21 protein-coding genes and 4 pseudogenes are annotated in these 26,952 nt (G+C 38.0%); 20 read left to right on the top strand and 5 right to left on the bottom strand.

Annotated features, from left to right (window positions below; translation table 11 throughout):
- The coding region (locus HMPREF2795_RS02515; protein WP_148131255.1) for an LPXTG cell wall anchor domain-containing protein at positions 1 to 365 on the top strand (365 nt) is incomplete at its 5' end.
- A gap of 118 nt (positions 366 to 483) precedes the next feature.
- Here the strand turns inward: HMPREF2795_RS02515 and HMPREF2795_RS10240 are convergent.
- Positions 484 to 2,013: pseudogene (locus HMPREF2795_RS10240) on the bottom strand (IS1182 family transposase).
- Here HMPREF2795_RS10240 and HMPREF2795_RS10870 point away from each other — a divergent pair.
- The 18 genes and pseudogenes from HMPREF2795_RS10870 (at position 1,974) to HMPREF2795_RS02420 (ending at position 20,435) form a co-directional block, all read left to right on the top strand.
- Positions 1,974 to 2,190: pseudogene (locus HMPREF2795_RS10870) on the top strand (hypothetical protein). The pseudogenes HMPREF2795_RS10240 and HMPREF2795_RS10870 overlap by 40 nt on opposite strands.
- 92 nt (positions 2,191 to 2,282) lie before the next feature.
- A complete protein-coding gene (locus HMPREF2795_RS02500; RefSeq protein WP_261675626.1) occupies positions 2,283 to 3,473 on the top strand; it encodes a glycosyltransferase in 1,191 nt (396 codons plus the stop codon).
- Positions 3,457 to 4,341, top strand: a complete 885-nt coding sequence (locus HMPREF2795_RS02495; protein WP_001247614.1) for a glycosyltransferase family 2 protein — start codon at positions 3,457 to 3,459, stop codon at positions 4,339 to 4,341. The genes HMPREF2795_RS02500 and HMPREF2795_RS02495 overlap by 17 nt, the downstream gene beginning before the upstream one ends.
- Before the next feature lie 91 nt (positions 4,342 to 4,432).
- Positions 4,433 to 4,597, top strand: a pseudogene (locus tag HMPREF2795_RS10865) (IS30 family transposase); the annotation flags it as partial.
- A gap of 228 nt (positions 4,598 to 4,825) precedes the next feature.
- On the top strand, positions 4,826 to 6,043 hold the full coding sequence (secY2, locus tag HMPREF2795_RS02490) for an accessory Sec system protein translocase subunit SecY2 (protein ID WP_186822896.1): 1,218 nt from the start codon (positions 4,826 to 4,828) through the stop codon (positions 6,041 to 6,043).
- A gap of 9 nt (positions 6,044 to 6,052) precedes the next feature.
- Positions 6,053 to 7,633 carry an accessory Sec system protein Asp1 gene (gene asp1 / locus HMPREF2795_RS02485; protein WP_075228154.1) on the top strand — a complete coding sequence of 527 codons (1,581 nt, stop codon included), beginning with the start codon at positions 6,053 to 6,055 and terminating at the stop codon, positions 7,631 to 7,633.
- Entirely contained in the window at positions 7,617 to 9,149 is a 1,533-nt protein-coding gene (asp2, locus tag HMPREF2795_RS02480) for an accessory Sec system protein Asp2 (RefSeq protein ID WP_075228153.1), read from the top strand. The genes asp1 and asp2 overlap by 17 nt, the downstream gene beginning before the upstream one ends.
- On the top strand, positions 9,146 to 9,586 hold the full coding sequence (asp3, locus tag HMPREF2795_RS02475; RefSeq protein WP_000586333.1) for an accessory Sec system protein Asp3: 441 nt from the start codon (positions 9,146 to 9,148) through the stop codon (positions 9,584 to 9,586). Before asp2 ends, asp3 begins: the two co-directional genes overlap by 4 nt.
- On the top strand, positions 9,573 to 11,951 hold the full coding sequence (gene secA2, locus HMPREF2795_RS02470) for an accessory Sec system translocase SecA2 (RefSeq protein ID WP_398578194.1): 2,379 nt from the start codon (positions 9,573 to 9,575) through the stop codon (positions 11,949 to 11,951). Before asp3 ends, secA2 begins: the two co-directional genes overlap by 14 nt.
- Positions 11,952 to 11,962: 11 nt before the next feature.
- Entirely contained in the window at positions 11,963 to 13,483 is a 1,521-nt protein-coding gene (gene gtfA, locus HMPREF2795_RS02465; RefSeq protein ID WP_075228152.1) for an accessory Sec system glycosyltransferase GtfA, read from the top strand.
- Entirely contained in the window at positions 13,467 to 14,813 is a 1,347-nt protein-coding gene (gene gtfB / locus HMPREF2795_RS02460; RefSeq protein ID WP_075228151.1) for an accessory Sec system glycosylation chaperone GtfB, read from the top strand. The genes gtfA and gtfB overlap by 17 nt, the downstream gene beginning before the upstream one ends.
- Positions 14,806 to 14,985, top strand: coding sequence for an accessory Sec system protein Asp4 (gene asp4 / locus HMPREF2795_RS02455; protein WP_049508236.1), 180 nt, complete (start codon positions 14,806 to 14,808; stop codon positions 14,983 to 14,985). Before gtfB ends, asp4 begins: the two co-directional genes overlap by 8 nt.
- Before the next feature lie 4 nt (positions 14,986 to 14,989).
- Entirely contained in the window at positions 14,990 to 15,214 is a 225-nt protein-coding gene (locus tag HMPREF2795_RS02450) for an accessory Sec system protein Asp5 (protein ID WP_075228150.1), read from the top strand.
- Between the two features lie 347 nt (positions 15,215 to 15,561).
- Positions 15,562 to 16,284: a pseudouridine synthase gene (locus tag HMPREF2795_RS02445; RefSeq protein ID WP_075228149.1), complete on the top strand. Its 723-nt coding sequence runs from the start codon at positions 15,562 to 15,564 to the stop codon at positions 16,282 to 16,284.
- Between the two features lie 110 nt (positions 16,285 to 16,394).
- A complete protein-coding gene (gene pepC / locus HMPREF2795_RS02440; protein ID WP_075228148.1) occupies positions 16,395 to 17,729 on the top strand; it encodes an aminopeptidase C in 1,335 nt (444 codons plus the stop codon).
- Positions 17,730 to 17,867: 138 nt separating this feature from the next.
- Positions 17,868 to 19,183: pseudogene (locus HMPREF2795_RS02430) on the top strand (ISL3 family transposase).
- Positions 19,184 to 19,444: 261 nt separating this feature from the next.
- Positions 19,445 to 20,023, top strand: a complete 579-nt coding sequence (locus tag HMPREF2795_RS02425; protein ID WP_083279572.1) for a DUF4230 domain-containing protein — start codon at positions 19,445 to 19,447, stop codon at positions 20,021 to 20,023.
- Positions 20,024 to 20,189: 166 nt separating this feature from the next.
- Complete coding sequence (locus HMPREF2795_RS02420; protein ID WP_070458797.1) at positions 20,190 to 20,435, top strand: glutamate synthase; 246 nt, start codon at positions 20,190 to 20,192, stop codon at positions 20,433 to 20,435.
- A 595-nt stretch (positions 20,436 to 21,030) separates the two neighbouring features.
- On the opposite strand, the gene HMPREF2795_RS02415 is transcribed toward HMPREF2795_RS02420, so the two are convergent.
- The 4 genes from HMPREF2795_RS02415 to adhP all read right to left on the bottom strand — a co-directional run bounded on the left by HMPREF2795_RS02415 (position 21,031) and on the right by adhP (position 25,249).
- Complete coding sequence (locus HMPREF2795_RS02415) at positions 21,031 to 21,942, bottom strand: PTS system mannose/fructose/sorbose family transporter subunit IID (protein WP_075228146.1); 912 nt, start codon at positions 21,940 to 21,942, stop codon at positions 21,031 to 21,033.
- 14 nt (positions 21,943 to 21,956) lie between these two features.
- On the bottom strand, positions 21,957 to 22,769 hold the full coding sequence (locus HMPREF2795_RS02410; RefSeq protein ID WP_001280303.1) for a PTS mannose/fructose/sorbose transporter subunit IIC: 813 nt from the start codon (positions 22,767 to 22,769) through the stop codon (positions 21,957 to 21,959).
- A gap of 29 nt (positions 22,770 to 22,798) precedes the next feature.
- Positions 22,799 to 23,788 (bottom strand): PTS sugar transporter subunit IIB, encoded by a 990-nt coding sequence (locus HMPREF2795_RS02405; protein WP_000021981.1) that lies wholly within the window; start codon positions 23,786 to 23,788, stop codon positions 22,799 to 22,801.
- 441 nt (positions 23,789 to 24,229) lie between these two features.
- Complete coding sequence (gene adhP, locus HMPREF2795_RS02400; protein WP_075228145.1) at positions 24,230 to 25,249, bottom strand: alcohol dehydrogenase AdhP; 1,020 nt, start codon at positions 25,247 to 25,249, stop codon at positions 24,230 to 24,232.
- Between the two features lie 372 nt (positions 25,250 to 25,621).
- Here adhP and HMPREF2795_RS02395 point away from each other — a divergent pair, with 372 nt between their 5' ends.
- Complete coding sequence (locus tag HMPREF2795_RS02395; protein ID WP_075228144.1) at positions 25,622 to 26,899, top strand: glutamate-cysteine ligase family protein; 1,278 nt, start codon at positions 25,622 to 25,624, stop codon at positions 26,897 to 26,899.
- Positions 26,900 to 26,952 lie beyond the last annotated feature (53 nt).

Genomic DNA, 26,952 nt, shown 5'->3' with positions numbered 1-26,952 from the left:
CATCAGCTTCTGAATCAACATCGGCTTCAGCAAGTGAGTTAGTAGTTACAAGTAAAGGTCTGCCTGAAAGTCATTCTATGGATAGTTTGAACATTGACAGTGTAATTACTTCTGATTCAATTAGTAATTCGGCTTCAGCAAGCACATCAGCTTCAACAAGCACATCGGCTTCAGCAAGTACATCGACTTCAGCAAGTACATCAGCATCTGGAATGGTAGAATCAACAGGTAATTTAGAAAAACAATTACCAAATACAGGTTCAGAAGATTCTAATTCATCTGTACTTTTAGGTGGTTTGGCAGCTATTACTGGTATAAGTTTATTTGCAAAACGTCGTAAAGATGAAAATGAAGATGAGATCTAAGATATCTATGTTATATAGAGTAGTTCTATAACGACAAGATAAGAAAAAGAGTCTGGTATAAAATAGTTCTCAGCCACAAAAAAAAGCTAGAGATTTCCAATTGCGGAACTCTAGCTTTTTAATTTTGAGTCGTTCTCTTATTGTATTTTAGGAGCTTATTGGCCATAAGTACTAATCCCATGTCAATTTTCACTTGACGCTTCCCTCTCAGATTACATCTCTTGTAACCCAAACAAGCCTTTATCTGCCCAAAGACAGGTTCCACATCAATCTTGCGTTGAGCGAAAATCTGTCTACCTTCGGGAGATAAAAGCGCCTGACATTCTTTAACTTTCAAGTGCTGATAGCGTTCGTTCATATACAGTCCCTTTTGAGGGGCTGATTCAGGTTCATCAGCGTAGTAAACCTTGATTTCCTGTTGAAAGTCCGTCTGTGTTTTCTGATGTTTGATATGGTGAAAACGATAGCACCAACCATCAGGATGCGTGTAGCTATCTTCCTTGTCATTATAGTGCCAATTCGCTAAGTTTTTAGCCGACTGTGTATACCCTCTCTTCTGTTCCTTGTCAAACATGGCATATTTAATCAGATGATTCACCTCCTTTTTATCTAAACGAAGGAGGTTCTCTTCACTTCCATATCCAGCATCTGCGACAACTGTCTTCAAGTCATGCGGATAGGTTTCAAGGAGTGGTAGAAGAGTCTTGGTGTCTGTCGGATTTGAGAAGACATCATAGTGAAGAACGAATTGGTTTTCAGTAGCGATTTGAAGATTATAGCCAGCCTTGAGTTGGCCATTCTTCATATGATCTTCTTTCATCCGCATAATAATGGCATCTGTATCTGTTTTTGAAAAGCTGTTACGCCCTTCAAATGTCTCTTGATACTTCTCATATTTTTCAGCACGTAATGAAAAATCATCCTTGACTTTACGCAAGACTTTCTTGAGTTTCCGACGCTGGGTTTTACGTTCATCCTTTCCTTTAACGGGTGTCTCCTCAATGTCCTGGTTCAATTTTTCCAATTCTTCTTCAAGGACTTGAGCGAATGCAAGCAACTACTCTGAAGAAATTGGTTCTTCTTCATCCAGCTTAATAGCTTGATGGATAAGAGGAGTGATTTCTTCTTGAAAATAGACCTGCATCTGTTCTTGAAGTTTGGCGGAGAATTTCTCTGTCGCTTTCTTCCACACGAAACTATACTTGTTGGCATTAGCTTCAATCTTAGTCCCGTCAATAAACAGACAATCTAAGGTCACTAACTCTTCCATTTTTAAACGAAGATTGAGGTTGATGAAAAGATCACGAATGAGTTCTTCCATCCCTTCAGCAACACGAAAACGATTGATGGTGCGATAGCTGACAACTAACTGTCCTGTTAGGTACTGCATAGCGAGACTTTCAATCATCATTTTTTCAATTTTTCGCCCAGAGAAAATCCCTTGTGAATAGGCAAATAGAAGAGTAGATACAAGTATTTTAGGGTGATAAGATGGGCGACCAAAGGCATGATAGAAGGCATGGAAATGATGATCCTCCAAGAAGGTATTCACCACTTTTTCAATAGTAAAGACGAGATGGTCTTGTGGCAAGAAAGAACCGATTTCTAGTGGTAAAGTTGTTTGATTTGTGTTATAGTGAATATGCATGGGATAGCCTTTCTAAATGTTTATTGTGCAATTCTATTTTACCAAGACTATCGCAACCATGCAAAAAGCAACGGTAAATCCGTTGCTTTTTTGGGTGCTAGGAAACTATTGTCCCAGACTCTGGTAATTTGGGCTTATAGCCCTGGTGCAAACCACCCGTTTGACGGGTGGTTATGATTATTACTAGTTAATTAATATGAAAAATGTTATAATTAGTAATAGAAATTGTAAAAACTAAAGAAAGTAAATTAGGCAGAGATATGCAAAAAATGACTTTTGTTTTGGCAGGGGATTACGGTTACATACGCTATATCGAAGCAACCTTAAAATCTATTTGCTATCATCATGAAAATTGTAAGGTATATATTTTAAATCAAGATATTCCTCAAGAGTGGTTTATAAGTGTTCGTAAGAGAATGGCGCAAAGAAATAGCGAGTTAGTTGATGTGAAATTAACTAGTGGTTTAGTATCAACTACGTGGAAACTGCCACCTTTTGGTGAACATATGAATCATATGTCTTTTGCAAGATATTTTATTCCTCAGTTTGTGGAGGAAGATAAGGTGTTGTACCTAGATAGTGATATTATTGTAACGAGACCATTAAATGATTTGTTTGCGATTAATCTTGGAGATAAGCTTTTAGCGGCAGCAAAGGTAATTTATGGTTTGGAAGACCGTTTTAATTCAGGTGTTATGTTAATTAATAATAAGCTTTGGAAAAAAGAAAATATACAGCAAAAGCTTATTGATATTACAAATAGAGAGCATGAGAATTTAGAAGAATCAGATCAAACTGTTTTAAATTGGGCGACTGGAGATAGATATATTGTATTAGATGATACTTATAATTTCCAGATAGGTTATGATAGAATTGCAGAACAGAGAAAACAATTCTTTATTTTAGAGTTACCGACAGATCCATTACCAGCAATCATTCATTATCTGACAGCAGATAAGCCATGGAATATTAGATCATTTTCTAGGTTACGAGAAGTGTGGTGGAGATATGCAATGATGGATTGGTCAGAGATTGTATCTCATTTCATTCCGGAAACTAAAATTCAACTTTTGATAGAAACCTCAAGTCAGCAATTAGAAAATATAGAAATATTGGCTACTAAGTTGCCAAATTGTATAATAAATATTGCTTGTTTTTCAGAGGTTGGAGATGTATTGAATTCTTTAAGGAGGTTTGAAAATATAAGACTTTATCCATCGATTTTGTCTTACTCATGTAGTCGTTTAATTGATGAATGTGTATTTTATCTCGATATTAATCATGAGGATAAAAATGAATCAGTAATTGAAGAAGTCAAATTGAAAGGGAAACCAATTCTTTCATTTAATAACGTTGAAAATCCGTATCATGTTGATAGAGTTTTCCCAAGTCAATATCCTCAAGAAATGTGTAACTATATTTTAAATTTATTAGGAGAAAATGGTGAGACCTTTAATTAGTGTTATTATTCCTATATATAATGGAGAATTGTATTTACGTCAATGTATTGATAGTGTCTTGAAACAATCTTATCGAGACATTGAAGTGTTGTTAATAAATGATGGTTCAACAGATTCTTCAGGGGATATTTGCTATGAATTTGTAAACCGTGATCCTCGTTGCCGTTATTTTGAAAAGACAAACGGGGGCTTATCAGATTCTAGAAATTATGGTTTGGATCGTGCAGAAGGTGAATATATTACTTTTGTTGACTCAGATGATTTTTTGATGGATGATGCTATAGAAAAGTTGTATGCAACAATTCTATTAGGAGAGTCTGATATGGTAATCGGAGCATACTGTCGATTTGAGGAACCCTACTTTTTATTCTATTCGAAAGATTGTTTTCCACAACTTCCAGTTACGTATGTGGATAAATACTATGCAATTAATCAAATGGATGAAATGGTTGATGTTACTTTTATACTCTTTTCAGTAGCTTGGGGAAAATTGTATAAACGTAGTTTATTTGATAATATTCGTTTTCCATATGGGAAGTATGCAGAGGATCAGTTCACAAGTTGGAAACTATATTTAGAAGCTCAAAAGATTGCTATTTGTAACCATGTGGTATATGCATATCGTAAAAATCTCGAGGGGTTGAGTTATAATTTCACCTTATCCCACTTAGACTATATATCAGCCTTAGAAGAACGAATTGAGGTTACTAAAGATTTAGAGGAGATTGATATTGCGAAGACATATAAAATGTATGATTATGTCTTGAAACGCAATTTGAAAGAATTATCACATCATGGCTACTTGGAAGAAAAACAAAAATTGGAACATAAAATAGAGGCTTTAAAACTAGATGATATTATTAATTAGAGAATTGTAAACTTTCCCTGAAGTTAAACAAAGAATTTATCCAAAGAATGTAGTTCTGTATTTCCTAGTCCAGCCTCCTATCAATTTATGATTAGAAAATGAGGATGATGAGATTGATTCAGTGCTATTAACAAGGGTGAAAAATGATTGTTTGTTTATCTTGACTGATTGAAGTAGTGGATCTCAAATTATCCGATTGATTTCAAATAAAAGTGTGGAGACAATCAATCAGACTCTGAAATTTATCTTAAGACAATAAGAAATTCTTTGATAAAAAACAACGATATTTATCTTTATTTTCTTATAAGCAGATTTTTTCTGCTTTTTTTGTTATAATAATGACATTGAATTTATGGAGGGAAATAGTATTTTATACTAAAAACTAGTAGTTTTGTGCCATGGTTTTATGTATTTATAAAGAAAACTAAAGAAGTATATATTTTTGAACTTTCTGATGTTTATTTATAGAATGGAAGGAATTGTTTTGAAAAATTATTTTTCATCTATAGTTATAAAAAAAGGTTTTATAACTCTTTTCTTAATTTTTATTTATGTTCTTTGTAGTCGATTAACTCTTCCTTTTATTGATTTGAATAGTAGAGATTTTCTTGGGGGGTCTACTGCTTATTTAGCTTTTTCAACTGCAATTACAGGGGGCGATTTACGTAGTTTGTCAATCTTTTCAGTCGGTTTATCCCCCTGGATGTCATCGATGATTTTATGGCAAATGTTCTCCTTATCTAAACGTTTGAATCTTGCTTCTGGCTCTGCTGAAGTTCAGGATCGGAGAAAGATGTATCTAACTTTGACAATTGCCTTGATTCAATCGCTAGCTTTAGTAGTAAATTTACCAATCAAGGACAACTATAACACACTCTTGGTACTCATACTAAACACAACCTTGCTGATAGCCGGGACTTTTTTCTTGATATGGTTATCAGATATTAACTCTACTATGGGGATTGGTGGCTATTTTGCTATCTTATTGACTAGTATGATTCTCTATCTTCCTCAAGACATCATGGAATCAATACAAAAACTCGAGATTCCTATGTGGATTGTCGTAATACTTGGAGCGATGGGGATCGTTTTTGCCTATCTCATTGCAATTTTTTATCGTGCTCGTTATCGGATTCCAGTCAATAAGATTGGTCTCCACTCTCGCTTTAAGCGTTATTCTTATTTTGAAATTATGTTGAATCCTGCAGGTGGGATGCCCTTCATGTATGTGATGAGTTTAATTAACTTACCAACTTACCTATTTCTTTTGCTACAATTAGTAAATCCAGAGAACACGGTTTATCAACATATAATTTTCCAATATGCAACGGGGAAACCCTTGTGGATTTATACCTATATAGCGACTTTGTTTGTCTTTAGTATTGTCTTTGCTTTTGTCAATATTAGTGGGGAACGAGTGGCAGAACGGATGAAAAGCTCTGGTGAGTACATTTATAGCGTTTATCCAGGTGAGGATACCAGTAATTTTATCAATAATCTAGTATTCAAGTTTGCTATTGTAGGTGGTATCTTTAATGTGTTATTCGCAGGTCTACCGATGTTATTTGTTTTAGTTGATGAACAATTATTGAGAGTGAGTATGATACCAGGTTTGTTTATGATTTTAAGTGGTATGATCTTTAACATTAAAGATGAAATTAGTGCACTGAAGTTAAACGAAACTTATAAACCACTGATTTAGGAGAGTGTTATGTATTATTTTATTCCGGCTTGGTATGGTAGTCATCGTCAGTGGCATGCAGATATCATCCCTTGGTATCGGTCTTCTTTTAAGTTGGAGTTTGACGATACCTTCAATCAGATTCGTCTGTTAGATAGACAAGAACTGCCGTCAAGCCTTTTGGTTTTAGCCTATCAACCACATCTTCGCTATTTCTTACATCGTCATAGTGTATTAGAGGCTGAAGTATATTCTATTTTTGATGAAATGCAAGATATTACGGATATTTCTCCACAAGTACTGAATATCAGAGATATTGAGTGGGATAAGGACTGTGAATTTATGTACAGTCCTTTCGCTATTGTTATCCACAAAGATGGGAAACGCTATGCTCAAATTGAGCATGGTGTGGAAGGTTTTATTAGTGATATTCAGTATTTTGATACCCAAGGGCAAATGATCGAGCACTATATTATGGATGACCGTGGCCTAGTTTCGAGTGTCATTTATTATCAGGATAATTATCCATCTTATCAAGATTATCTGAATTCTGAGGGAATTTGGCAGTTCAGAGAGTATTTACAAGAGGATGGTAGGGTAGAGATTAATCCTATTTTTGCCTTTCGTTTTGATTCGCTCCACTATAGTGATATGGAGCAGTTGGTGGCTGAATTCTTTGAAAAACGACTCGAAAAGATTAAAGAGAGTAATGATTTATTTATTATTCCATCTGACTCTCGACATAACGATTTTGTTCTAAATCGCTTACCTGAAGCAAATCCGAAAATATTGAGCCTTTTCATCGGTCGTAATCCAAAGGAGAGCTTGAGAGATCTACTTGGGTCTATATCCAAAGTCGATTTGGTCTTAGTTGATAGAGAGGATAGCCTTCAGCTTTTGCAGGAATTGTATCCAGATAAATACAATCTTTTCAAACATTTATCGCCATTTGATACTCGTTTGAGATTGGGAAAAAGTCAGACAAAGAGAGAATCTATAATTTATTATCAACTTAATTTTGAAGAAGAATTGGACAAAGAAGGTCTTTTCCAAATCTTATCCTTCCTTGCAGAGACCAAAGACACTGAGGTAATTTTCGGTGCTTTTGCTGCCAGTAACGACCAGATGGATAGAGTCGCAGAGGCCATTCAGGAAATTATAAATGAAAAATTCTCGGCAGAAATTTTTGAGAAAGCAATCGACTATGAAGGGGCTGAAAATCCTTTGAAGGAAAATGTCCAACAGAAACTTCGCTATCGCTTGTTAAACATCAATGATGAATTGGAAATGATTAAGACCTTAGAATATGTTCGTTTGATTGTTGATTTGAATCCACAACCTCACCTATATACCCAAATAGCGGGAATTAGTGCAGGAATTCCTCAGGTGAATCAAGTAGAGACTGTCTATGTTGACCATTTGAAAAATGGCTACTTGCTTTCTACTATCACAGAATTTAAGAAAGCGGCCCATTACTACCTGGATACCCTAAAAGAATGGAATCAGTCTTTGATCTACTCGATTGATAAAATCAAGGAACATACAGGTGAAAAATTTGTGGGGAAACTAGATCAATGGATAGAGGAGAGTACAAATGTCAAAGGATCTTAAAATCCTACAGATAGGGACAGAAAATTGGAAGCATCGTTATGAGATTCCTAAAAAGATGGATTGGTATTATTTTTATCCTAATTCTCCTAAGGCTCTTAAAGAAACGATAAAAATGGATGAGATTCGCAAGTTCAATGCCATTCTCATCGAAGATGGCCGTTACTTGGTTGACCTATTACCAATCATTAAAATAATTGAGCCCTATACGGTTTTCTATAACCAAGAGTTTCAAACAAGCAATTCTCTTATTTCGGATTTAATCAAAAAACGCTGTGCCCAAGCAATTGACTTTTCAGACCCACAGAAGCTCTTAAAAGATTTATCCACTTCCTTATTCGGTGGTGGATACGGGGATAAGATGAAACCAGCTACAATAGAAGTTCATCCAAGTTTTAAAGGCTCTGTTTCTTATCAAGGCTTTGAGTATCTGCTCTTAGAGGGGGATTTTGGTTCTGAGTTTTCTCAAGTAGCTCATTGGAAATACAACTTTGTCTCTGCAACAAAACTTCCAATCGAGTTGTGGCTAGAGTATGAAAAAAGTGAAGGTGTAGAATTTCAGTTTCGGGTTAAAAAAATGCCTGAAGGTTCGGTTTCAGATATTGTGGAAGACTTGATCTTTACAGAAGAAGACCTGAAGACAGCCCTAATCATGGATCAGGATTACAATGCCTACCTATGTCTGTCTGTCGAGGCGCGTGGTCAAGGAACTCTAAAGTTGGGAAGTCTACATCAACGTTGGAGTCGGAAGTACTTTGGGAAATTTGTTCTTGGGGGGAATATCTTACACGATAATAAGCGTGATGAGATTAACTACTTCTTCCATCCTGGAGATTTTAAACCACCATTGGCTGTCTACTTTTCAGGATTTCGACCTGCCGAGGGATTTGAAGGATACAGAATGATGCTAAATTTCAAGTGTCCCTTCATTCTGTTCTCTGATCCTCGATTAGAAGGTGGAGCATTTTACCTGGGTAGTGAAGAACTGGAAGAAAAAATCAAACAAACGATTGAACATTATCAGGAATACTTAGGTTTTGATAAAAAAGATCTAATCTTATCAGGTTTATCAATGGGAACTTTCCCTTCTCTTTACTATGGCTCATTCTTTGAACCGAAAGGAATCGTTGTGGGTAAACCCTTAGCAAATTTAGGAACAATTGCAAGACGTGGTAGATTGGAAGCACCAGGTGTCTTTCCAACAGGATTCGACGTGCTTCATCATCAAACTGGAGGAATCAGCCCAGCCCACATGGATGAGTTGGATAACCGTTTTTGGTCTGCCTTCAAACAAGCAGATTTTTCTCAAACGACGTTTGGTCTTTCTTACATGAAGGATGAAGATATGGATAGTCATGCTTATGATCAGCTAGTCACTACGCTCTGTCAAACTGGAGCGAAGATCTTATCAAAAGGAACAGCCGGTCGACACAATGATGATACAGGAACCAACGTTACCTGGTTTATCCATTTTTATAACATGATATTACAAGCAGAATTTGGAAGAGGTGAGACATGATTATAAATCAAAGAGAAGACATACTCTGGGAGGATATGGGAGCAACTTACCTGTATGGAACTCGAGTTCAGTTTTGGGAAGATGGCCATATCAGTCTTTCAAATCCATTACTAGCTTCAGGAGAAGTTCTCAAATCATGGCTTTCAAGCTCGAATTATCAAGGTGATAGAAGCCAACCCAGCCTACCTCTCTTAAAAAGAAATCATCGCTATCAATTCACCATGAATATGACTTGTTATCCTGAAAATAGCATTTACATCAAACTAGTTTTCTTGGACCGTTACGAAGAAGTGCTGGAAGAAAAAGTGGAGAAAACCCTATCTTTTTCTTTCATTTATCCTGAGGAGGCTTATACATATAGAGTTTCTCTCATTGCTGCTGGGTTTGAGTCACTCGATTTTTATTCTTTCTTAATTAAGGAGTATGATCGTGTTTAATAGTTTGTATCAAAATAGAAAACTTAGAAAAGTCAGAGCTACTTTAAAAAAGATCAATGGTCTTAAAGATGAGATGGCAGCTCTTAGCGATGAAGCCTTGGCAGCAAAAACGGTAGAGTTTCGTCAACGTTTAGCAGAGGGGGAAACCTTAGATGATTTACTTGTTGAAGCTTTTGCAGTTGTACGAGAAGCTGATAAGCGAATCCTAGGAATGTTTCCTTATGATGTTCAAGTTATGGGGGGGATTGTCATCCACCAAGGAAATGTTGCCGAGATGAATACCGGTGAAGGAAAGACTTTGACTGCGACTATGCCTCTTTATCTCAATGCCCTTACTGGTAAAGGTGCTATGTTGATTACGACCAATGAGTATCTAGCTAAGCGTGACTCAGAGGAAATGGGGCCGGTTTATCGTTTCTTGGGTTTAAGTTTAGGTTTACCTTTCACTGATGATCCTAAAGAGGAATTAACATCCAAAGAAAAAAAAGAAATCTATAACTCAGATATTATCTATTTGACAAATAATGGTCTAGGTTTTGATTATCTAAATGATAATCTAGCTTCCAGTAGTAAAGATAAGTTTTTACGTCCGTTTGACTATGTAATCATTGATGAAATTGATGATATTTTACTAGATAGTGCACAGACACCACTCATCATTGCGGGATCTCCTCGCGTTCAGTCCAACTACTATGGAATCATCGATACTTTAGTAACAACCATGGTTGAAAATGAAGACTATATCTTTAAAGAAGAAAAAGAAGAGATATGGTTGACTACAAAGGGGGCTAAAACTGCTGAAAGCTTCCTAGGAATTGATAACTTGTATAAGGAAGAATACGCCACTTATGTACGACACCTAGTCTATTCCTTGAGAGCGCATAAGTTATTTACGAGAGATAAGGAATATATCATTCGGGATGATGAGATGATTCTCCTGGATAAAGGAACTGGTCGCTTGATGGAAATGACCAAGTTGCAGGGAGGACTTCATCAGGCCATCGAAGCCAAGGAGCATGTGAAACTCTCTCCTGAAACGCGGGCAATGGCTTCTATCACCTATCAAAGTCTTTTCAAAATGTTTAATAAGATATCAGGAATGACTGGGACTGGGAAGGTCGCAGAGAAGGAATTTTTGGAAACCTATAATATGTCTGTTATTCGAATTCCAACCAATCGTCCCTTAATCCGAAAAGACTATCCAGATAATCTTTATGTAACACTACCAGAAAAGGTTTATGCTTCACTTGAGTGTATCAAGGAATACCATCTCAAAGGAAACCCACTACTAGTCTTTGTCGGATCTGTTGAGATGTCGCATCTCTATTCGTCCCTACTGTTGCGGGAAGGAATCGCCCATAACGTCTTGAATGCCAATAATGCTGCACGCGAGGCACAAATTGTCTCTGAATCAGGTCAGATGGGAGCCGTGACGGTTGCAACATCCATGGCAGGTCGAGGAACAGATATTAAATTGGGACCTGGTGTTGCTGAACTTGGTGGCCTAGTAGTCATCGGTACAGAACGAATGGAAAGTCAGCGAATTGATCTGCAAATCAGAGGACGCTCGGGTAGACAAGGAGATCCAGGACTGTCGAAGTTTTTTGTATCATTAGAAGATGATGTCATCAAGAAGTTCGGTCCATCCTGGGTTCACAGAATGTACAAAGAGTATAGTGTTGCTGATATTACTCAACCACAAATCCTTGAGGGAAGAAAATATCACAGACTAGTTGAGAAAGCTCAAAATGCAAGTGATAGTGCTAGTCGTGCAAACAGACAGAGAACACTAGAATATGCTGAGAGTATGAATATCCAACGTGATCTCATCTATAAGGAAAGAAATCGTTTAATAAACGGAGATAGGGATCTTCGAGATGTATTATCTGAGATGATTGACGAGTATATTGAAACAATTTTATCTGAAAACATAAAAACCAGAGAAGAATTATTTCACTATATTGTCACGAATATCAGTTTTAATATCAGAGAATTGCCTCTTGATTTAGTCATTGAAGATGAACAAGCGTTGAGAAATTTCTTGATTCAAATCATTAACAATGAGTTAAATGATAAGAAGACCTTGTTAGAACCTCATGATTTATATGACCAATTTTTGAGAGTTTCCATGCTTAAAGCCATTGATGATAACTGGGTAGAACAGGTGGACTACCTGCAACAGTTGATGATGGCAATTGGCGGGCAAACAGCCAGTCAAACGAACCCTATCGTAGAATACTACCGAGAAGCCTATATGGGATTTGAAGCCATGAAAGAGCAGATTCGTTCAGATATGGTACGGAATATCTTGATGGGATTAGTTCAGATGGGACCTAAGGGCGAAATCGTAACCCATTTTCCATAAAAGGAGAATATATGACAATTTACAATATAAATTTAGGAATTGGCTGGGCCAGCAGTGGTGTTGAATATGCCCAAGCTTATCGTGCGGGTATTTTTCGCAGCCTGAATCTGCCGTCGAAGTTTATCTTTACAGACATGATTTTGGCCGATAATATCCAGCACTTAACCGCAAATATCGGTTTTGATGATGATCAGGTTATCTGGCTCTACACTCATTTCACAGATATCAAGATTGCACCGACCAGTGTGACGGTAGATGATGTTTTGGCTTATTTTGAAGGTGTAGAAAGCCGTCGTGAAAGAAATGGGAGAATTGAACGAATCTTCTTCTCAGATGAAGACAAGTTTATCACTTGTTATTTGGTTGATGAGGAAAAAGATTTCGTCCAACACGTAGAGTATGTATATGCTGGTAAATTGATCCGCAAGGATTACTTCTCATATATACGCTACTGCACAGAGTATTTTGCTCCTAAAGATAATGTAGCGACACTCTACCAAAGAACCTTCTACAATGAAGATGGGACTCCAGCTTATGAGATGTTCATGAATCAAGGGACTGAGGAAGTCTACCGTTTCAAGGATCGAATCTTATACGGGAAGCCTGCCTTGATCCGTTATTTCATGCAGACACTTCAGTTAAGTAAATCAGATCTAGTGATTTTGGATCGTGAGACAGGGATTGGTCAGGTGGTTTTTGAAGAAGCGCGTGCAGCTCACCTTGCTGTTGTCGTTCACGCTGAGCACTATAGTGAAAATGCGACCAATGATGATTATATCCTTTGGAACAACTATTATGACTACCAGTTTACCAATGCAGATAAGGTCGATCTCTTTATCGTTTCAACGGATCGTCAAAAGGAAGTTCTAGAGCAACAGTTTGCTCGCTATACCTCGCATGCTCCTAAGATTGTGACCATTCCAGTTGGAAGTGTTGACCAATTAACAAAACCACAAAAGAGTCGGAAACCATTTTCTCTTATTACAGCTTCGCGTCTAGCCAAGGAAAAACACATTGATTGGCTTGTCAAGGCTGTAATTGAGGCTCATAAGGAATTGCCAGAATTAACCTTTGATATCTACGGTAGTGGTGGTGAGGAAGGACGTCTTCATGAGATTATCGCTGCAGGTCATGCAGAAGAGTATATTAAACTCAAGGGTCATGCAGAACTCTCCCAAATCTATTCACAGTATGAAGTTTATCTAACTGCTTCTACAAGTGAAGGATTTGGTTTGACACTCATGGAAGCAATTGGCTCAGGCTTGCCATTGATTGGTTTTGATGTTCCTTATGGAAATCAAACCTTCATCGAAGATGGCGAAAATGGATATTTGATTCCAAGCTCATCTGACCATGTCGAAGATGAAATCAAGAAAGCTTATGCGGAAAAAATCTGCCAACTGTATTTGGAAAATCGTTTGGAAAGTATGAGAGAAAAATCCTATCAGATTGCTGAGAAATTCTTGACTCAAGAGATTTTGAACAAATGGGAAAAAACAATCAAGGAGGTAGTGGATGATTCAGTTATTTGATGTATACAATCAAGAAAGCCAAGATTTGCATTATAGTCTGACTGCGGCAGGACTGTCTGATTTGACTGTGGTTATTGAACCAGATGGATTTTTACCAGATGGAGTTGTCTCACCCTTCACCTATTATTTGGGTTATGACAGTGGTAAACCCTTGTACTTTAACCAAGTTCCCGTCCCAGACTTTTGGGAGATTGCTGGTAATAATCAATTTGGGACTATCAATGATCTCAATCAAGAACGAGCAGTGATTCATTTTGCAGATGGCTTACAGGCTCGTTTGGTGAAAAAAGTCGAATGGAAGACACCGGCAGGCCGCATCTTTCAAGTAGATCACTACAATCGTTTTGGAGCTTGCTTTGCTAAGACCACCTTTGATGGATCTGGTCAAGCTATTATGACTTCTTATCGGGACGTAGATCAAAAGGAAGTGATTTTAGAAAACCATGTCACAGGTGATATTCTGCTGACCTTGGAAGGTCAAGGATTGCGCCATTTTTCTGGTCGAGTGGCCTTTATTATAGACTTCTTACAAGGTTTGAAAGTGAATCTTGATCACATTCTCTTTAATACCCTATCTACCTCGTTTTTGACTTCCTTCCATTTCCCAGACAAATCAGGTCAAGATATCCTAGTTTGGCAAGAACCATTGCAGGATCATATTCCGGGAAATATGCAACTGATCTTGGAGAATGACCAACTTCGAGCTAAGACCATTATCATTCCAGATTATGCGACTTATGAACGTGCTTTGCAATTGACGGATGAAAAATTCCATCATAAGTTTAGTCATCTAGGCTATCATTATCACTTTAAGCGCGATAATTTTGTTCGTCCTGATGCCTTGATAGTGACCAATTCGGACCAACTAGAGCAAATCGAAAAACTGGTGGAGAGTTTACCAAGGGTTACTTTCCGAATCGCAGCAGTGACAGAGATGTCATCTAAGTTGTTGGATATGCTCCGCTATCCAAATGTTGTGCTCTATCAGAATGCCAGTCCCCAAAAGATTCAGGAGCTTTATCAGTTATCAGATATCTACCTGGATATCAACTATGGGAATGAACTGCTTCAGGCTGTTCGACAGGCTTTTGAACACAACCAACTGGTCCTAGCTTTTGAGGAAACAGCCCATAATCACCGCTATACAGCTCCAAATCATATTTTCGCTAAGGAAGCAGTTGATGACATGATTCATACCATTGAGTTAGCCCTTTCTCATGTCAAAGAGATGGGTCGAGCTCTTGGAGATCAAGGGTACCATGCCAATTATGTAGATCCAATTATGTATCAGGAGCGGATGGAAACCATTTTAGGAGAAAGCCATGACTAAAAAAGATCTATTTTATCAAGATGTTGAAGGTCGCATGGAAGAGATGAAACAACAACCCATCAAAAAAGAAAAATCTACACGTGGTGAAAAAATTAGTAAGACATTTTCTTTCTTGATAGGATTCATCATTTTGATTGGTTTATTATTTACTTTGATAGGACTTTTGAGGTAGTTAAATGACAGAATTATTGATAATTTTAACCATTATTTTAGCTATTGTCTTAATCATCCTTGTGACCATTCAACCAAGGCAAACTCAAATTTTTTCTATGGATGCTACTAGTAATATCGGAAAGCCCAGCTATTGGCAAAGCAATACGCTTGTTAAAGTCTTAACCTTACTCGTTAGCTTATCACTATTTGTGTTGTTGCTCCTCTTTATGGTTTTAACTTTTAACTAATCTTTTTCTGTATTGATAGAACGTTTGATTTTAACAGTGAAGATTTAAAGAAATTTAAGTTTGATGAGAAAATTTTAAGAAAACTTTTAGGAATCTAGTTTATACTGTAAGCATAAGTTAAGAAGAACTTAACTTTAACTCCTAAAAATTTTTCATAATAATCTCCCTATAAAATAAAGTCGCCCAATCAGGCGGCTTATTTTTGTACTGATACTCAATGAAAATCAAAGAGCAAACTAAGAAGCGAGCCGCAGGCTGTACTTGAGTACGGCAAGGCGAAGCTGACGTGGTTTGAATTTGATTTTCGAAGAGTATAAGATTAAGCTTATTCATGGTATAATAGTGCTATGAGATTAGATAAATTTTTAGTTGCCTGCGCTGTAGGAAGTCGGACAGAAGTAAAAAACTTTCTAAAGGCTGGTCGCGTGATGGTCAATGGTAAAAAGGAAAAATCTGCCAAGCTGCAAATCAATGAAGAGACAGACGAGATTTGTTTTGACGGGCAAAAGCTAGACTACGAGGAGTTTGTTTACTATATGATGAACAAGCCCCAGGGGGTTATCTCAGCGACTGAAGATCCTAAACACAAGACTGTTTTGGACTTGTTGGATGACTTGGCTCGTTCAAAGGAAGTTTTCCCTGTCGGTCGTTTGGATATTGATACGCATGGACTCTTACTCTTGACCAATGATGGCCAGTTGGCTCATGCTCTTCTTTCACCAAAACGCCATGTGGATAAGACTTATCTGGCACAGGTCAAGGGAATCATGACGGATAAAGACATTGAGACATTTGCACAAGGGATTCCGCTCAAAGACTTTACCTGCCAACCTGCTAAGCTGGAGCTTGTGTCTCTTGATAGAGAAAAAAACCAAAGTCTGGTTCGTGTAACCATTGCCGAGGGGAAATTTCACCAGGTTAAACGAATGGTAGCCTACTGTGGCAAGGAAGTGATGGACTTGCAACGTCTGACCATGGGAACTTTGACCTTGGATGAGGATTTGAAACGTGGAGAATGGCGTCGCTTAACCACAGAGGAATTAGAAGGTTTGCTCGAAAGTGTTGGGTAAACTGTGTAATCTTTGAAAAAGGTGAGGAAAATATCCTTACCTTTTTCAGTTTTTGGTTGCTTCCTTTGTGAAAAGAGTTATAATAGACTGTAGAATAAAAGGAGGATTTTATGAACGCGATTCAAGAATCATTTACAGATAAATTATTTGCTAATTATGAAGCAAATGTCAAATACCAAGCTATCGAAAATGCTGCCAGCCACAATGGAATTTTTTCAGCCCTTGAGCGTCGTCAAAGCCATGTAGATAACACACCTGTTTTCTCACTTGATTTGACAAAGGACAAGGTCACTAACCAGAAGGCTTCTGGTCGTTGCTGGATGTTTGCGGCCCTCAACACTTTCCGTCACAAACTCATCTCTCAATACAAACTTGAAAACTTTGAATTGTCACAAGCCCACACCTTCTTCTGGGACAAGTATGAAAAATCAAACTGGTTCTTGGAGCAAGTCATTGCGACTGCAGACCAAGAATTGACAAGCCGCAAGGTTAGCTTCCTACTTCAAACCCCTCAACAAGACGGTGGACAGTGGGATATGGTGGTTGCCCTCTTTGAGAAATACGGTGTCGTTCCCAAGTCTGTTTATCCTGAGTCAGTTTCATCTAGCAACAGCCGTGAGCTCAATGCAATTCTTAACAAATTGCTTCGTCAAGATGCTCAAATCTTGCGTGACTTGCTCGCTTCTGGTGCAGACCAAGCGACTGTTCAAGCTAAGAAAGAAGACCTCTTGCAAGAAATCTTTAACTTCCTTGCTATGTCACTAGGTCTTCCACCACGTCAATTTGACTTTGCTTATCGTGATAAGGACAACAACTACCAAAGCGAAAAAGGCATCACGCCACAAGAGTTTTACAAGAAATACGTTGACCTTCCACTAGAAGACTACGTTTCTGTGATCAATGCTCCAACTGCTGACAAACCTTACGGTAAATCTTACACAGTTGAGATGTTGGGAAATGTCGTTGGTAGCCGTGCGGTTCGTTACATCAATGTACCGATGGAACGCTTGAAAGAATTGGCGATTGCCCAAATGCAGACAGGAGAAACTGTTTGGTTTGGTTCAGATGTTGGCCAGCTCAGCAACCGTAAAGCCGGAATCCTTGCGACAGATGTCTATGACTTTGAATCAAGCATGGACATTCAACTCACTCAAGACAAGGCAGGACGTTTGGACTACAGCGAAAGCTTGATGACTCACGCCATGGTCTTGACAGGTGTTGATTTGGATGAAAATGGTAAATCAATCAAGTGGAAAGTTGAAAACTCTTGGGGAGACAAGGTTGGGACAGATGGTTACTTTGTTGCCTCAGATGCCTGGATGGACGAATACACTTACCAAATCGTTGTTCGTAAAGAATTACTAACAGCAGAAGAACAAGCTGCCTATGAAGCAGAACCAATCGTCCTTGCACCATGGGATCCAATGGGTGCCTTGGCTGAATAAATGAGATATAAAAAGAACGGTTCTATAATTTTTAGGGTTGATGGAAATTTTCCACCAACCCTATTTTAGTGTATACAAAAAGGCCAACATCCATTATATTAAAAGCGCTGAAACCTAAAACAAAAGGATGATGACCATATGAACAATATACTAGAAGCTACACTACAAATCAAAGATAAAAACATTATTTGGGATAATAAAGTTCAAGAGAAGATATTTAAAAAGAGAAAATCTTTATTTTATGCAGCTACTTATACGCATAAACCAGAATTTTGTACCGTTTGTGGGTGTGTTAGCCGAAATAATAATATCGTTAAAAACGGCACGAAAACATCTCGTATCACTCTCTGTTCTGTTTCAGGCCTTCCGGCCTACTTAAAGCTACGAAAGCAGAGGTTTCTCTGTAGAGAATGTGGTTCTTCATTTACTGCAGATACTAGTCGAATTGTAGAAAAATACTGTCATATCTCGAAACGATTAAAAAATGAAATTAAGGCAAAATAAGTGAAACAGTATCTGAAACATATGTTGCCAAAGAAACAAATGTTTCAATTCATACCGTTAGACGTATCATAGATGATACAGCACGATTATTAACGATTAAACCATTACATGATTTACCTGAGCATTTGTGTTTTGATGAATTTAAATCTGTTAAATCTTCCGATAGCAATATGAGCTTCATTATTTGTGATAGCACTACACACAAGTTGGTCGATGTTGTACGAGATAGAAAATCTTACAGTTTGAAACAATATTTTTATCGTTTTGAGCCTAAGACTAGATTAAAGGTGAAAACTATCTCCATCGATATGTAGTTGCCATACATTCAATTAATAAAAGAAATGTTTCCTAACGCAAAAATTATCATTGATCCTTTTCACATTGTACAAGCCTTGAATAGAGAATTAAATTGAACTCGGGTACGTATCATGAATCAGCATCGTTATAAAAATCCTAAATTATATCGAAAGTTAAAACATTATTGGAAGTTAATTTTAAAGAACCCTAATGAACTTCAGAACTATAAATATAATCGTTATAAGCTTTTTGAAAGCTTCATAACAAGTAAAGGAATCGTAGATTATATCTTAGAAAAAAATCCATCTCTTAAAAATGATTATGAGGTTGTACATTCACTTCGTGAATGTATACAGGATAGAGATTATATAGAATTCAAGGAAACGATTGAAGCAGCTACGCAATTAGACCTATCTCCTGGTTTAAAAAGAGTGTTAAAGACTCTTATGACTTACTTGCCATATATTCAAAATACTTGTGAGTATCCAACTAGAACAAATGGCCCTATTGAAGGAATAAACAATAAAATAAAAGTGCTTAAAAGAAATGCCTACGGCTTTAGAAACTATTACCATTTTAGAAATAGGATTATTTTAATAACAAAAATGTTTGGCCCAAAACAAAAAGGAATTAAGCAACAATTAGTTGCTTAATCCCTTCCTAAATTTCTTCATCAACACTATTTGACAAAGAGCCCTTTTTTAGTGCTCAAAATAGCACTCAATTTTAAATGGATTTGGTGTTCAAAAAATAAAATCAAATGCAACAAACTAATTTCATTTTTAATAGGTACAATTAATTTTAGAAGATAGTACGAAAAAATATTGACTGTTTTCTTTAGAAAGTGTAAACTTTAGATAGATTATTTAAAGTGAGGTTTTTTTATCTTGTCTATATTAAAGAAGAAAGTTAATATGTTTAGTGTACTATTGAATGTGGTATTAATAGCTATTATAGCTATTGGAGTGCTATTTTTCTTACCTAAGGAACAAAAATCAGAAGTCAAATCGTCAATTAATATCGAAAGTATTGAAAAAGTGAATGAAGTTGTATTTTTGAATGCGGGAATTAATGAAATTATTACTAAAACAAATACAACTCAAGTTTTTGGGCATGATGTGCCGTTCTCTAAAAAAACAGCATTAGTAATTTTAAATTATAACGCTAAATTTGGGATTAAAAGTAGTGTAAAGGTTGAACAAATAGGTGAAAAAGAATATAAGGTTATTGTTCCAAAATTTGAAGTAATTGGTGTGGAACTTTCAAAAGATAATCCTTACAATTTGTATGATAATCATGGAGAGTTGTTAAGTGGGACTACAGAAGATGTTGATACTGGGAAATTGGTCACAAACCAACTTTCTAGTGATAAACAAGCAGAGTATTTAGATAAATTTAAGAGTGAAATTAAAGAATCTGCAATCAATTATTATAAAACAATATTTTCTTCAATGGATTCTGAAGTAAAAGTAACTATAGAATTTACAGAATAATTTTTGAAATACAAAACCCTGACCAGAGATGGTCAGGGTTTTGTGTGGTTCTATAATTTTTAGGGTTGATGGAATTTTTCCACCAACCCTATTTTAGTGTATACAAAAAGGCCAACATCCATTATATTAAAAGCGCTGAAACCTAAAACAAAAGGATGATGACCATATGAACAATATACTAGAAGCTACACTACAAATCAAAGATGTACACAATGAAGGTGTTACATTCCATTTCTTAGAGAATATTAAAGAAGTATTGCGTGATGAGAGTGGGAAAGTAACTGGTGTAAAAGTTATTACAATGGAACTTGGTGAACCTGATGAAAGTGGAAGAAGATCAACGCATGAACTGGCAGGTAGTGAACATATTATTCCATGTGACCTTGTCGTTGCAGCAATTGAACAAAAGTAGACTTTAGTGTTCTAGATGAAAGGTAAAAATTTGACTTTCGGTCAACATCAGAGTCCAATAGAAATGAACTAATAACAGGTGATGCATATTTAGGTCCTCAATCTATCGTAACCGCAATTAAAGGCGGGTGAGAAGTTGCGACAGAAGTACATGAATCGTTTAAAGAAAACACATAAATAACTTGTGGTGCCTTTCGTTTTTTTACTGGGAAAATTAAGGAACTATAGTTATAAATACTTAAAGATTTTAATATATTAACATGTATATATTTATGAGAAGATCAAATAGAAATATTTGATATTAGCAACAATATCTACATCTTATAACAATATATGTATTAATATATTCATAAAATATTAGTAGGAGAATAGTATGAACAAGAAACTATTATCAGGCTTAGGGACTGACCCCAAAAAGTGAGAATTTAATAAAAACACCCTAGGGCTACCGTCTTCGGAATTCAACCGGAGACAGGTAGTCCAATTTTTGTTGGATTCTTTTTTCATTAGGTTCTTCATCAACACTATTTGACAAAGAGCCAAAAGAATCAGGTGATGAACCTGATTCTTTTTTTGTTTGTACATTCTCACCGAGATTACATGATACCGAAGAAACGAGCTGCGATACCTACTGCAAAGAGAGCAAGGATGATTGTGATTGGAGATACTTTTTTCTTAAGCAACCACATGCAAAGGAAAGTAAGGAGAAGTCCCATCAATCCTGGGATCAATGAGTTCAACTGACCTTGAAGCGTTTGTGGTTGAACGCTATCCAAGCTCATGCCACTAAGTGCTTGACCAAGAATACCCTTCAATTCTCCACCTGTAACAGCGCCTTCTGGGAAGTTGATGTAGGCACCTTCTGACAATTGTTTACCTGGGAGGTTAACAGTGAAGTTGATTGATACCCAACGTTGTACAAGGACAGCAAGGATGAACATACCAAGGATAGAAGCTCCTTTAGTGATGTCTTTCAAGATACCACCTGACATGTCTTTAGTGATTTCAGATCCAGCCTTGTAACCAAACTCTTGTGTGTACCATAGGAAAGACATACGGATTGCATTCCATCCAAAGAAGAAGAGAAGAGGTCCGACGATATTACCAGTCGCAGCAAGTGATGCACCAAGGGCACCGAGGATAGGACGTACTGTAAACCAGAAGACTGGGTCACCGATACCAGCAAGAGGTCCCATCATACCAATCTTAACACCTTGGATAGCAGCGTCATCGATGTCAGTACCGTTTGCGCGTTCTTCTTCAAGTGCAAGAGTAACCCCCATGATTGGAGCAGCTACGTATGGGTGAGTATTGAAGAACTCAAGGTGACGCTCAAGAGCAGCAGCTTGGTCTTCTTTTTTAGTGTAAAGTTTCTTGATAGCTGGGATCAAAGAGTAAGCCCAACCCAAGTTTTGCATACGTTCGTAGTTCCAAGAACCTTGAAGGAATTGTGAACGCCACCAAACTTTTTGGCGATCTGATTTTGATAATTGAATTTTTTCAGCCATGATTGTTCCCCTTTCTAGTAGTCTTCTAGGATATCACCGATTGGATCGTTAGAAGTTGCAGCTCCTCCGCCACCGTTTCCGCCTTGTTTAGAAAGGTTGAGGTAGATGAAGGCAAGGGCAACACCGATGACACCAAGGGCAATCAAAGTCAATTGAGAGATTGCTGCAAGAGCAAAACCGATAGCGAAGAATGGCCATACTTCACGAGTAGCCATCATGTTGATAACCAAAGCGTAACCAACGGCAACGACCATAGCACCACCGACAGCCATACCACCTTTAAGCCATTCTGGCATAAGTTCCAATACGCCTTGAACGGCTTCAGTTGGCATTGCAAGCAAGAGTGCAGCTGGGATAGCAATACGTAGACCTTGAAGAGCAAGGGCAAAGTAGTGAGCGCGTTCAACAGCAGCAATGTTTCCTTCTTTAGCAGCAGCGTCAGCAGTGTGAACCAAACCAACTGAGATTGTACGAACGATCATAGTCAAGAAAAGTCCAGCTACTGCAAGAGGGATTGCAGTTGCAGTTGCGACTGCGATACCTTCAGTAGTAAAGTTACCACCTTTGATCATGATGATTGCAGCAGCAACAGAGGCAAGGGCAGCGTCAGGAGCTACGGCAGCTCCGATGTTAGCCCAACCAAGGGCGATCATTTGAAGTGATCCACCAAGCATAACCCCTGCTTCGAGGTTACCAGTTACAAGACCGATAAGGGTACATGCTACGATTGGTTGATGGAATTGGAATTGGTCGAGGATACCTTCAAGACCTGCGAAGAAGGCAACAACTACAACCAAGATAGCAGAAATGAATGAAATATCTGACATGGTTTTATTCCTTTTCTATTTAGTTTTAATTATTGAACGTTAGCTTTGCTAATCAAGTCAAACAAATCTTTTTTCGTGTCGTTTGGTACTTTACGTACGTCAAATTCAACACCAAGATCACGCATTTTTTCAAATGTAGCAACGTCGTCTTTGTCCATTGACAATACGTTGTTGATCATTGTTTTACCAGTTGAGTGAGCCATTGAACCAACGTTAAGAGTCTTGATTGGCACACCGCCTTCGATAGCACGAAGGGCATCTTGAGGTGTTTCAAACAAGATAAGGGCGTGTGTTTCACCAAAACGAGGATCTTTTGCAACCTCAATCAATTTTTTGATTGGTACAACGTTAGCTTTTACTCCGTTAGGAGCAGCTTGTTTGATCAACTCTTTACGAAGATCGTCGTTTGCAACGTTATCTGAAGCAACGATGATACGGTCTGCTTTTGAATCTGGTGTCCAAGCAGTTGCGACTTGTCCGTGAAGAAGACGTGTATCAAGACGAGCAAGATTGATTTTCAATTTACCGTCTCCAATAACAGTTCCTTCTGGAATAGCAGCTTGGGCTACAGGAGCAGCTGCAGCAGTTGCAACTTCCTCAGCTGGGTTTAGCTCTTCTGGAAGAGCCTTGATGCCATCTTTGGCTTCTTTAATGATGTTCGCAGCGACTTTATCCACTCCAGCATTAGCATCCATGAGGCGCTCTGTGTAGGCTTGAATCAACATCGGCAAGTTAAGTCCTGTGATGATGGCAAATTTACGCTCAGGATTTTCTCCCATTACGCGGCTAGCTTGGTTAAATGGAGATCCACTCCAAAGGTCAGCCAAGACTAGAACCTCATCTTCTGCGTCAAATGCAGCCACAGCATTGTTGAACTTGGCGTATAAATCATCTGGACCTTCGTTTGGCATAAAGGTTACAACTTGAACCTTTTCTTGTTCACCAAAGATCATAGATCCTGACTGATGAATACCCGCGGCAAATTCACCGTGGCTCGCAATAATGATTCCGATACTCATTATTGTCATTCCTCCTTATAAAATGTTTGACTTGTAGTTTAAGAAAACTTTAAGACTCCTTAAGTATAAATCGTTTTCAGAAAAAAAGCAACTAATTATAATAAAGAGTGAAAAAAATCTAAATGTTCTATCTTTTTAAATGTTGATATATCAACTTTTTATAAAATAGTCTATAGAATGATAAAAAAATTTAATATAAAAAGCGGCGGTGCAGAAGTCGACTGACCAAATCTCGGTAACTTAGTTCCAGCCCCTTATACTTCACTCAACCATTGGATGCTGAAAGAATGTGGATAGAAAAATGACGTTTTCTTTAATGGTGTTATTGAGCGTTAAAAAAAGAACTTTAAGTCCAATTGTTGCTATGTCAAAATTTCATTGCTCAAAAAAATCGAGGCGGGATTTTCTATCCCTTCCTCGATTTTGTACTTAATCTTTATCTTAGTGGGTAAAGTCTAGAACCATGCGACCTTGGATGGTTCCAGCAGCCATTTCATCAAAGACAGCAATGGCATCTTCGACAGGACGTTTTTGAACGACTGGAACAACGAGACCTTCAGCACCAAATTGGAAAGCTTCTTCCAAATCTTTACGTGTTCCAACAAGGGAACCGATGACCTGAATACCATCAAGAACTGTTTTAACGATGCTTAGATCCATCATTTCTGAAGGGAGCCCGACAGCTACTACACGACCGCCTGCACGAACAGAGTCAACTGCTTGGTTGAAGGCAACTTTTGATACAGCTGTTACGACAGCTGAGTGAGCCCCACCGTTTGTTTTTTCTTTGATAAGGCCTGGGACATCTTCGACTTCAAGACCATTAATCACGATATCAGCACCAACTTCTTTAGCTAGGGCAAGTTTATCGTTGTTAATATCTACTGCGATAACGTGAGCGTTAAATACTTTTTTAGCGTATTGAACAGCTAAGTTACCAAGTCCTCCAGCACCATAGAGTACAACCCATTGGCCTGGTTCAACTTTTGCTTCTTTGATAGCCTTGTAGGTAGTAACACCGGCACAAGTAATTGAAGAAGCTTGGGCTGGATCGAGACCTTCTGGAACCTTAACGGCATAATCTGCAGTTACGATACATTGTTCTGCCATACCACCATCTACTGAGTAGCCAGCATTTTTTACTGTACGGCAAAGAGTTTCGCGCCCAGTTGTACAGTATTCACACATACCACAGCCTTCAAAAAACCAAGCTACGCTGACACGGTCGCCAACTTTGAGACTTTTAACATCAGGGGCGATTTCTTTTACGATACCGATACCTTCGTGACCGAGAACGCGTCCTGGAACTTTACCAAAGTCACCATGGGCAACGTGGAGGTCAGTGTGGCAGACACCACAGTACTCAACTTCTACAAGAGCTTCCCCAGTTTCGAGTGGACGGAGAACTTTTTCTTCAATAGCAACACCAGTGCCTTCTGGATTTACAACAACAGCTTTCATAGCTATCCTCCTTGATGATTCGTTGAGGTGCAGTGGAAAAGGGGCTTGGCTTGAGAGGTTTTCAAGTGAAGTCGAATTTGAACTGCCCTCTTATTTACTTATATGTAAAGTATATCACGATATTTACTATAGTACAATGGTTTTGAGGTAAAAAACCATGTAATCGCTTAACCGGTTGATGAGACTGTGAAAATTGAACAATAAATATTGGAGTACAAGAGAAGGAATACCTATAAACCTGAGAATAGTTTGGTATGTATCGACTTCCCGAAATTACCAGCAAATTTTCTGAGTTTCTTCTCGAGGGGATTTTGGTATAATATAGAAAGCAATTGATCTTTCTAGTAAGAGAATTTAGAGTGAGAGGTATCTATGTCCCCTTCTGTTCAGTTATTGAAAAACCGTTATTTAAAAAATATCAAAGAAAATCCAGATCTCTATATTGGGATTGAGTTGGAGTTTCCTATCGTTCATGTAAATGGGAAACCGACAGATATTGAAGTCACCAAGGACTTGATGCGCTTTTTGGTGGATGCTCTTAGCCTGGAAGTTGAAAAAGAGGACCAGGACGGAAATCCGATTCAACTTGTAGAACCGATGAGCCAAGACCGGATTTTGTTTGAGGTTTCCTACACGACCTTGGAGTTTGCCTTTGGTAGAGCCCAGAAAATCCAAGAGGTCCAAGGACGATTTCAAGTTTATATGAAGGTCATTCAGGAAAAACTAGGAGAAAAGGATCATGCTATCCAGGGCTGGGGGATTCATCCAAACTGGGATCAGAATGACAATCGACCGGTGGCTTATCCACGCTACCAGATGCTGATGGCTTACCTGCAGATGGGAAGCCGACAAGAGGGGGCTGATTTGCATGACTTTCCACAATACGGTGCTTTTATCTGTGGGAGTCAAGTTCAGTTGGATGTATCGACTGCTAACTACCTACGTGTCATCAATGCTTTCACTCAGATTGAAGCAGCAAAAGCTTACTTATTTGCCAATTCTGAGTTTTCGGGAGCAGACTGGGATACTAAGATTTCACGAGATATCTTTTGGGAAGAATCCATGCATGGAATTTATCCAGAGAATGTCGGCGTCAATGCAAAACTCTTCAAAGATGAGGATGATTTCTTTGATTATCTCGACCGCTCTGCGATTTTTACAGCAGAACGAGATGGGGAAACCTACTATTTTTCTCCGATTCGGGCTAGAGATTACCTAACTACAGATGAAATTCCTGCCTATACTCTAATTGGGAAAGAAACTCTTCTGGTTCCTCAAGAGAAGGATTTCCAGACGCACCGTAGCTATCAATTCCAAGACTTGACAACACGAGGAACGGTCGAATTTCGTAGTGTTTGTACACAGCCACTAGATCGAACCTTTGCTTCAGCAGCCTTTCATCTAGGTTTGTTGGTAAATCTAGACAAGCTTGAAGCTTACCTAGAGACAGCTCCTTTCTTTGAGCACTTTGGTCGTGACTACAAATCTTTGAGACGCCAGTTTTCTAAGAAACAGCTTTCAGATGAGGAGACAGCTGGAATTGTTCAATTCTCAAAAGACTTGCTAGCGATAGCAGAGCAAGGACTTGAGATGAGAGGGCAGAGTGAAATGAGCTATTTAGAGCCTCTGAAAGAAAAATTGACTCTATAATTTTCTTATAAAGGAAGAATTTTCTGAAAAATCATGTTATAATGGATGAGACT

The organism is Streptococcus sp. HMSC056C01 (assembly GCF_001811305.1).
Lineage (GTDB): Bacteria > Bacillota > Bacilli > Lactobacillales > Streptococcaceae > Streptococcus.
Note: the sequence above shows the minus strand (reverse complement) of the source record. Positions and strands in the feature narration are given on the sequence as shown.

Excerpts from the sequence above, each read along its gene's own strand:
- pepC (WP_075228148.1), top strand. The coding sequence starts at position 16,395 with ATGAACGCGATTCAAGAATCATTTACAGATAAATTATTTGCTAATTAT.
- HMPREF2795_RS02420 (WP_070458797.1), top strand. The coding sequence starts at position 20,190 with ATGAACAATATACTAGAAGCTACACTACAAATCAAAGATGTACACAAT.
- gtfA (WP_075228152.1), top strand. The coding sequence starts at position 11,963 with ATGACAATTTACAATATAAATTTAGGAATTGGCTGGGCCAGCAGTGGT.
- HMPREF2795_RS02445 (WP_075228149.1), top strand. The coding sequence starts at position 15,562 with ATGAGATTAGATAAATTTTTAGTTGCCTGCGCTGTAGGAAGTCGGACA.
- HMPREF2795_RS02395 (WP_075228144.1), top strand. The coding sequence starts at position 25,622 with ATGTCCCCTTCTGTTCAGTTATTGAAAAACCGTTATTTAAAAAATATC.
- HMPREF2795_RS02405 (WP_000021981.1), bottom strand. The coding sequence starts at position 23,788 with ATGAGTATCGGAATCATTATTGCGAGCCACGGTGAATTTGCCGCGGGT.
- HMPREF2795_RS02415 (WP_075228146.1), bottom strand. The coding sequence starts at position 21,942 with ATGGCTGAAAAAATTCAATTATCAAAATCAGATCGCCAAAAAGTTTGG.
- HMPREF2795_RS02425 (WP_083279572.1), top strand. The coding sequence starts at position 19,445 with ATGTTTAGTGTACTATTGAATGTGGTATTAATAGCTATTATAGCTATT.
- HMPREF2795_RS02500 (WP_261675626.1), top strand. The coding sequence starts at position 2,283 with ATGACTTTTGTTTTGGCAGGGGATTACGGTTACATACGCTATATCGAA.
- HMPREF2795_RS02410 (WP_001280303.1), bottom strand. The coding sequence starts at position 22,769 with ATGTCAGATATTTCATTCATTTCTGCTATCTTGGTTGTAGTTGTTGCC.
- asp4 (WP_049508236.1), top strand. The coding sequence starts at position 14,806 with ATGACTAAAAAAGATCTATTTTATCAAGATGTTGAAGGTCGCATGGAA.
- adhP (WP_075228145.1), bottom strand. The coding sequence starts at position 25,249 with ATGAAAGCTGTTGTTGTAAATCCAGAAGGCACTGGTGTTGCTATTGAA.
- asp2 (WP_075228153.1), top strand. The coding sequence starts at position 7,617 with ATGTCAAAGGATCTTAAAATCCTACAGATAGGGACAGAAAATTGGAAG.
- asp1 (WP_075228154.1), top strand. The coding sequence starts at position 6,053 with ATGTATTATTTTATTCCGGCTTGGTATGGTAGTCATCGTCAGTGGCAT.
- secA2 (WP_398578194.1), top strand. The coding sequence starts at position 9,573 with ATGATCGTGTTTAATAGTTTGTATCAAAATAGAAAACTTAGAAAAGTC.
- HMPREF2795_RS02450 (WP_075228150.1), top strand. The coding sequence starts at position 14,990 with ATGACAGAATTATTGATAATTTTAACCATTATTTTAGCTATTGTCTTA.
- asp3 (WP_000586333.1), top strand. The coding sequence starts at position 9,146 with ATGATTATAAATCAAAGAGAAGACATACTCTGGGAGGATATGGGAGCA.
- gtfB (WP_075228151.1), top strand. The coding sequence starts at position 13,467 with ATGATTCAGTTATTTGATGTATACAATCAAGAAAGCCAAGATTTGCAT.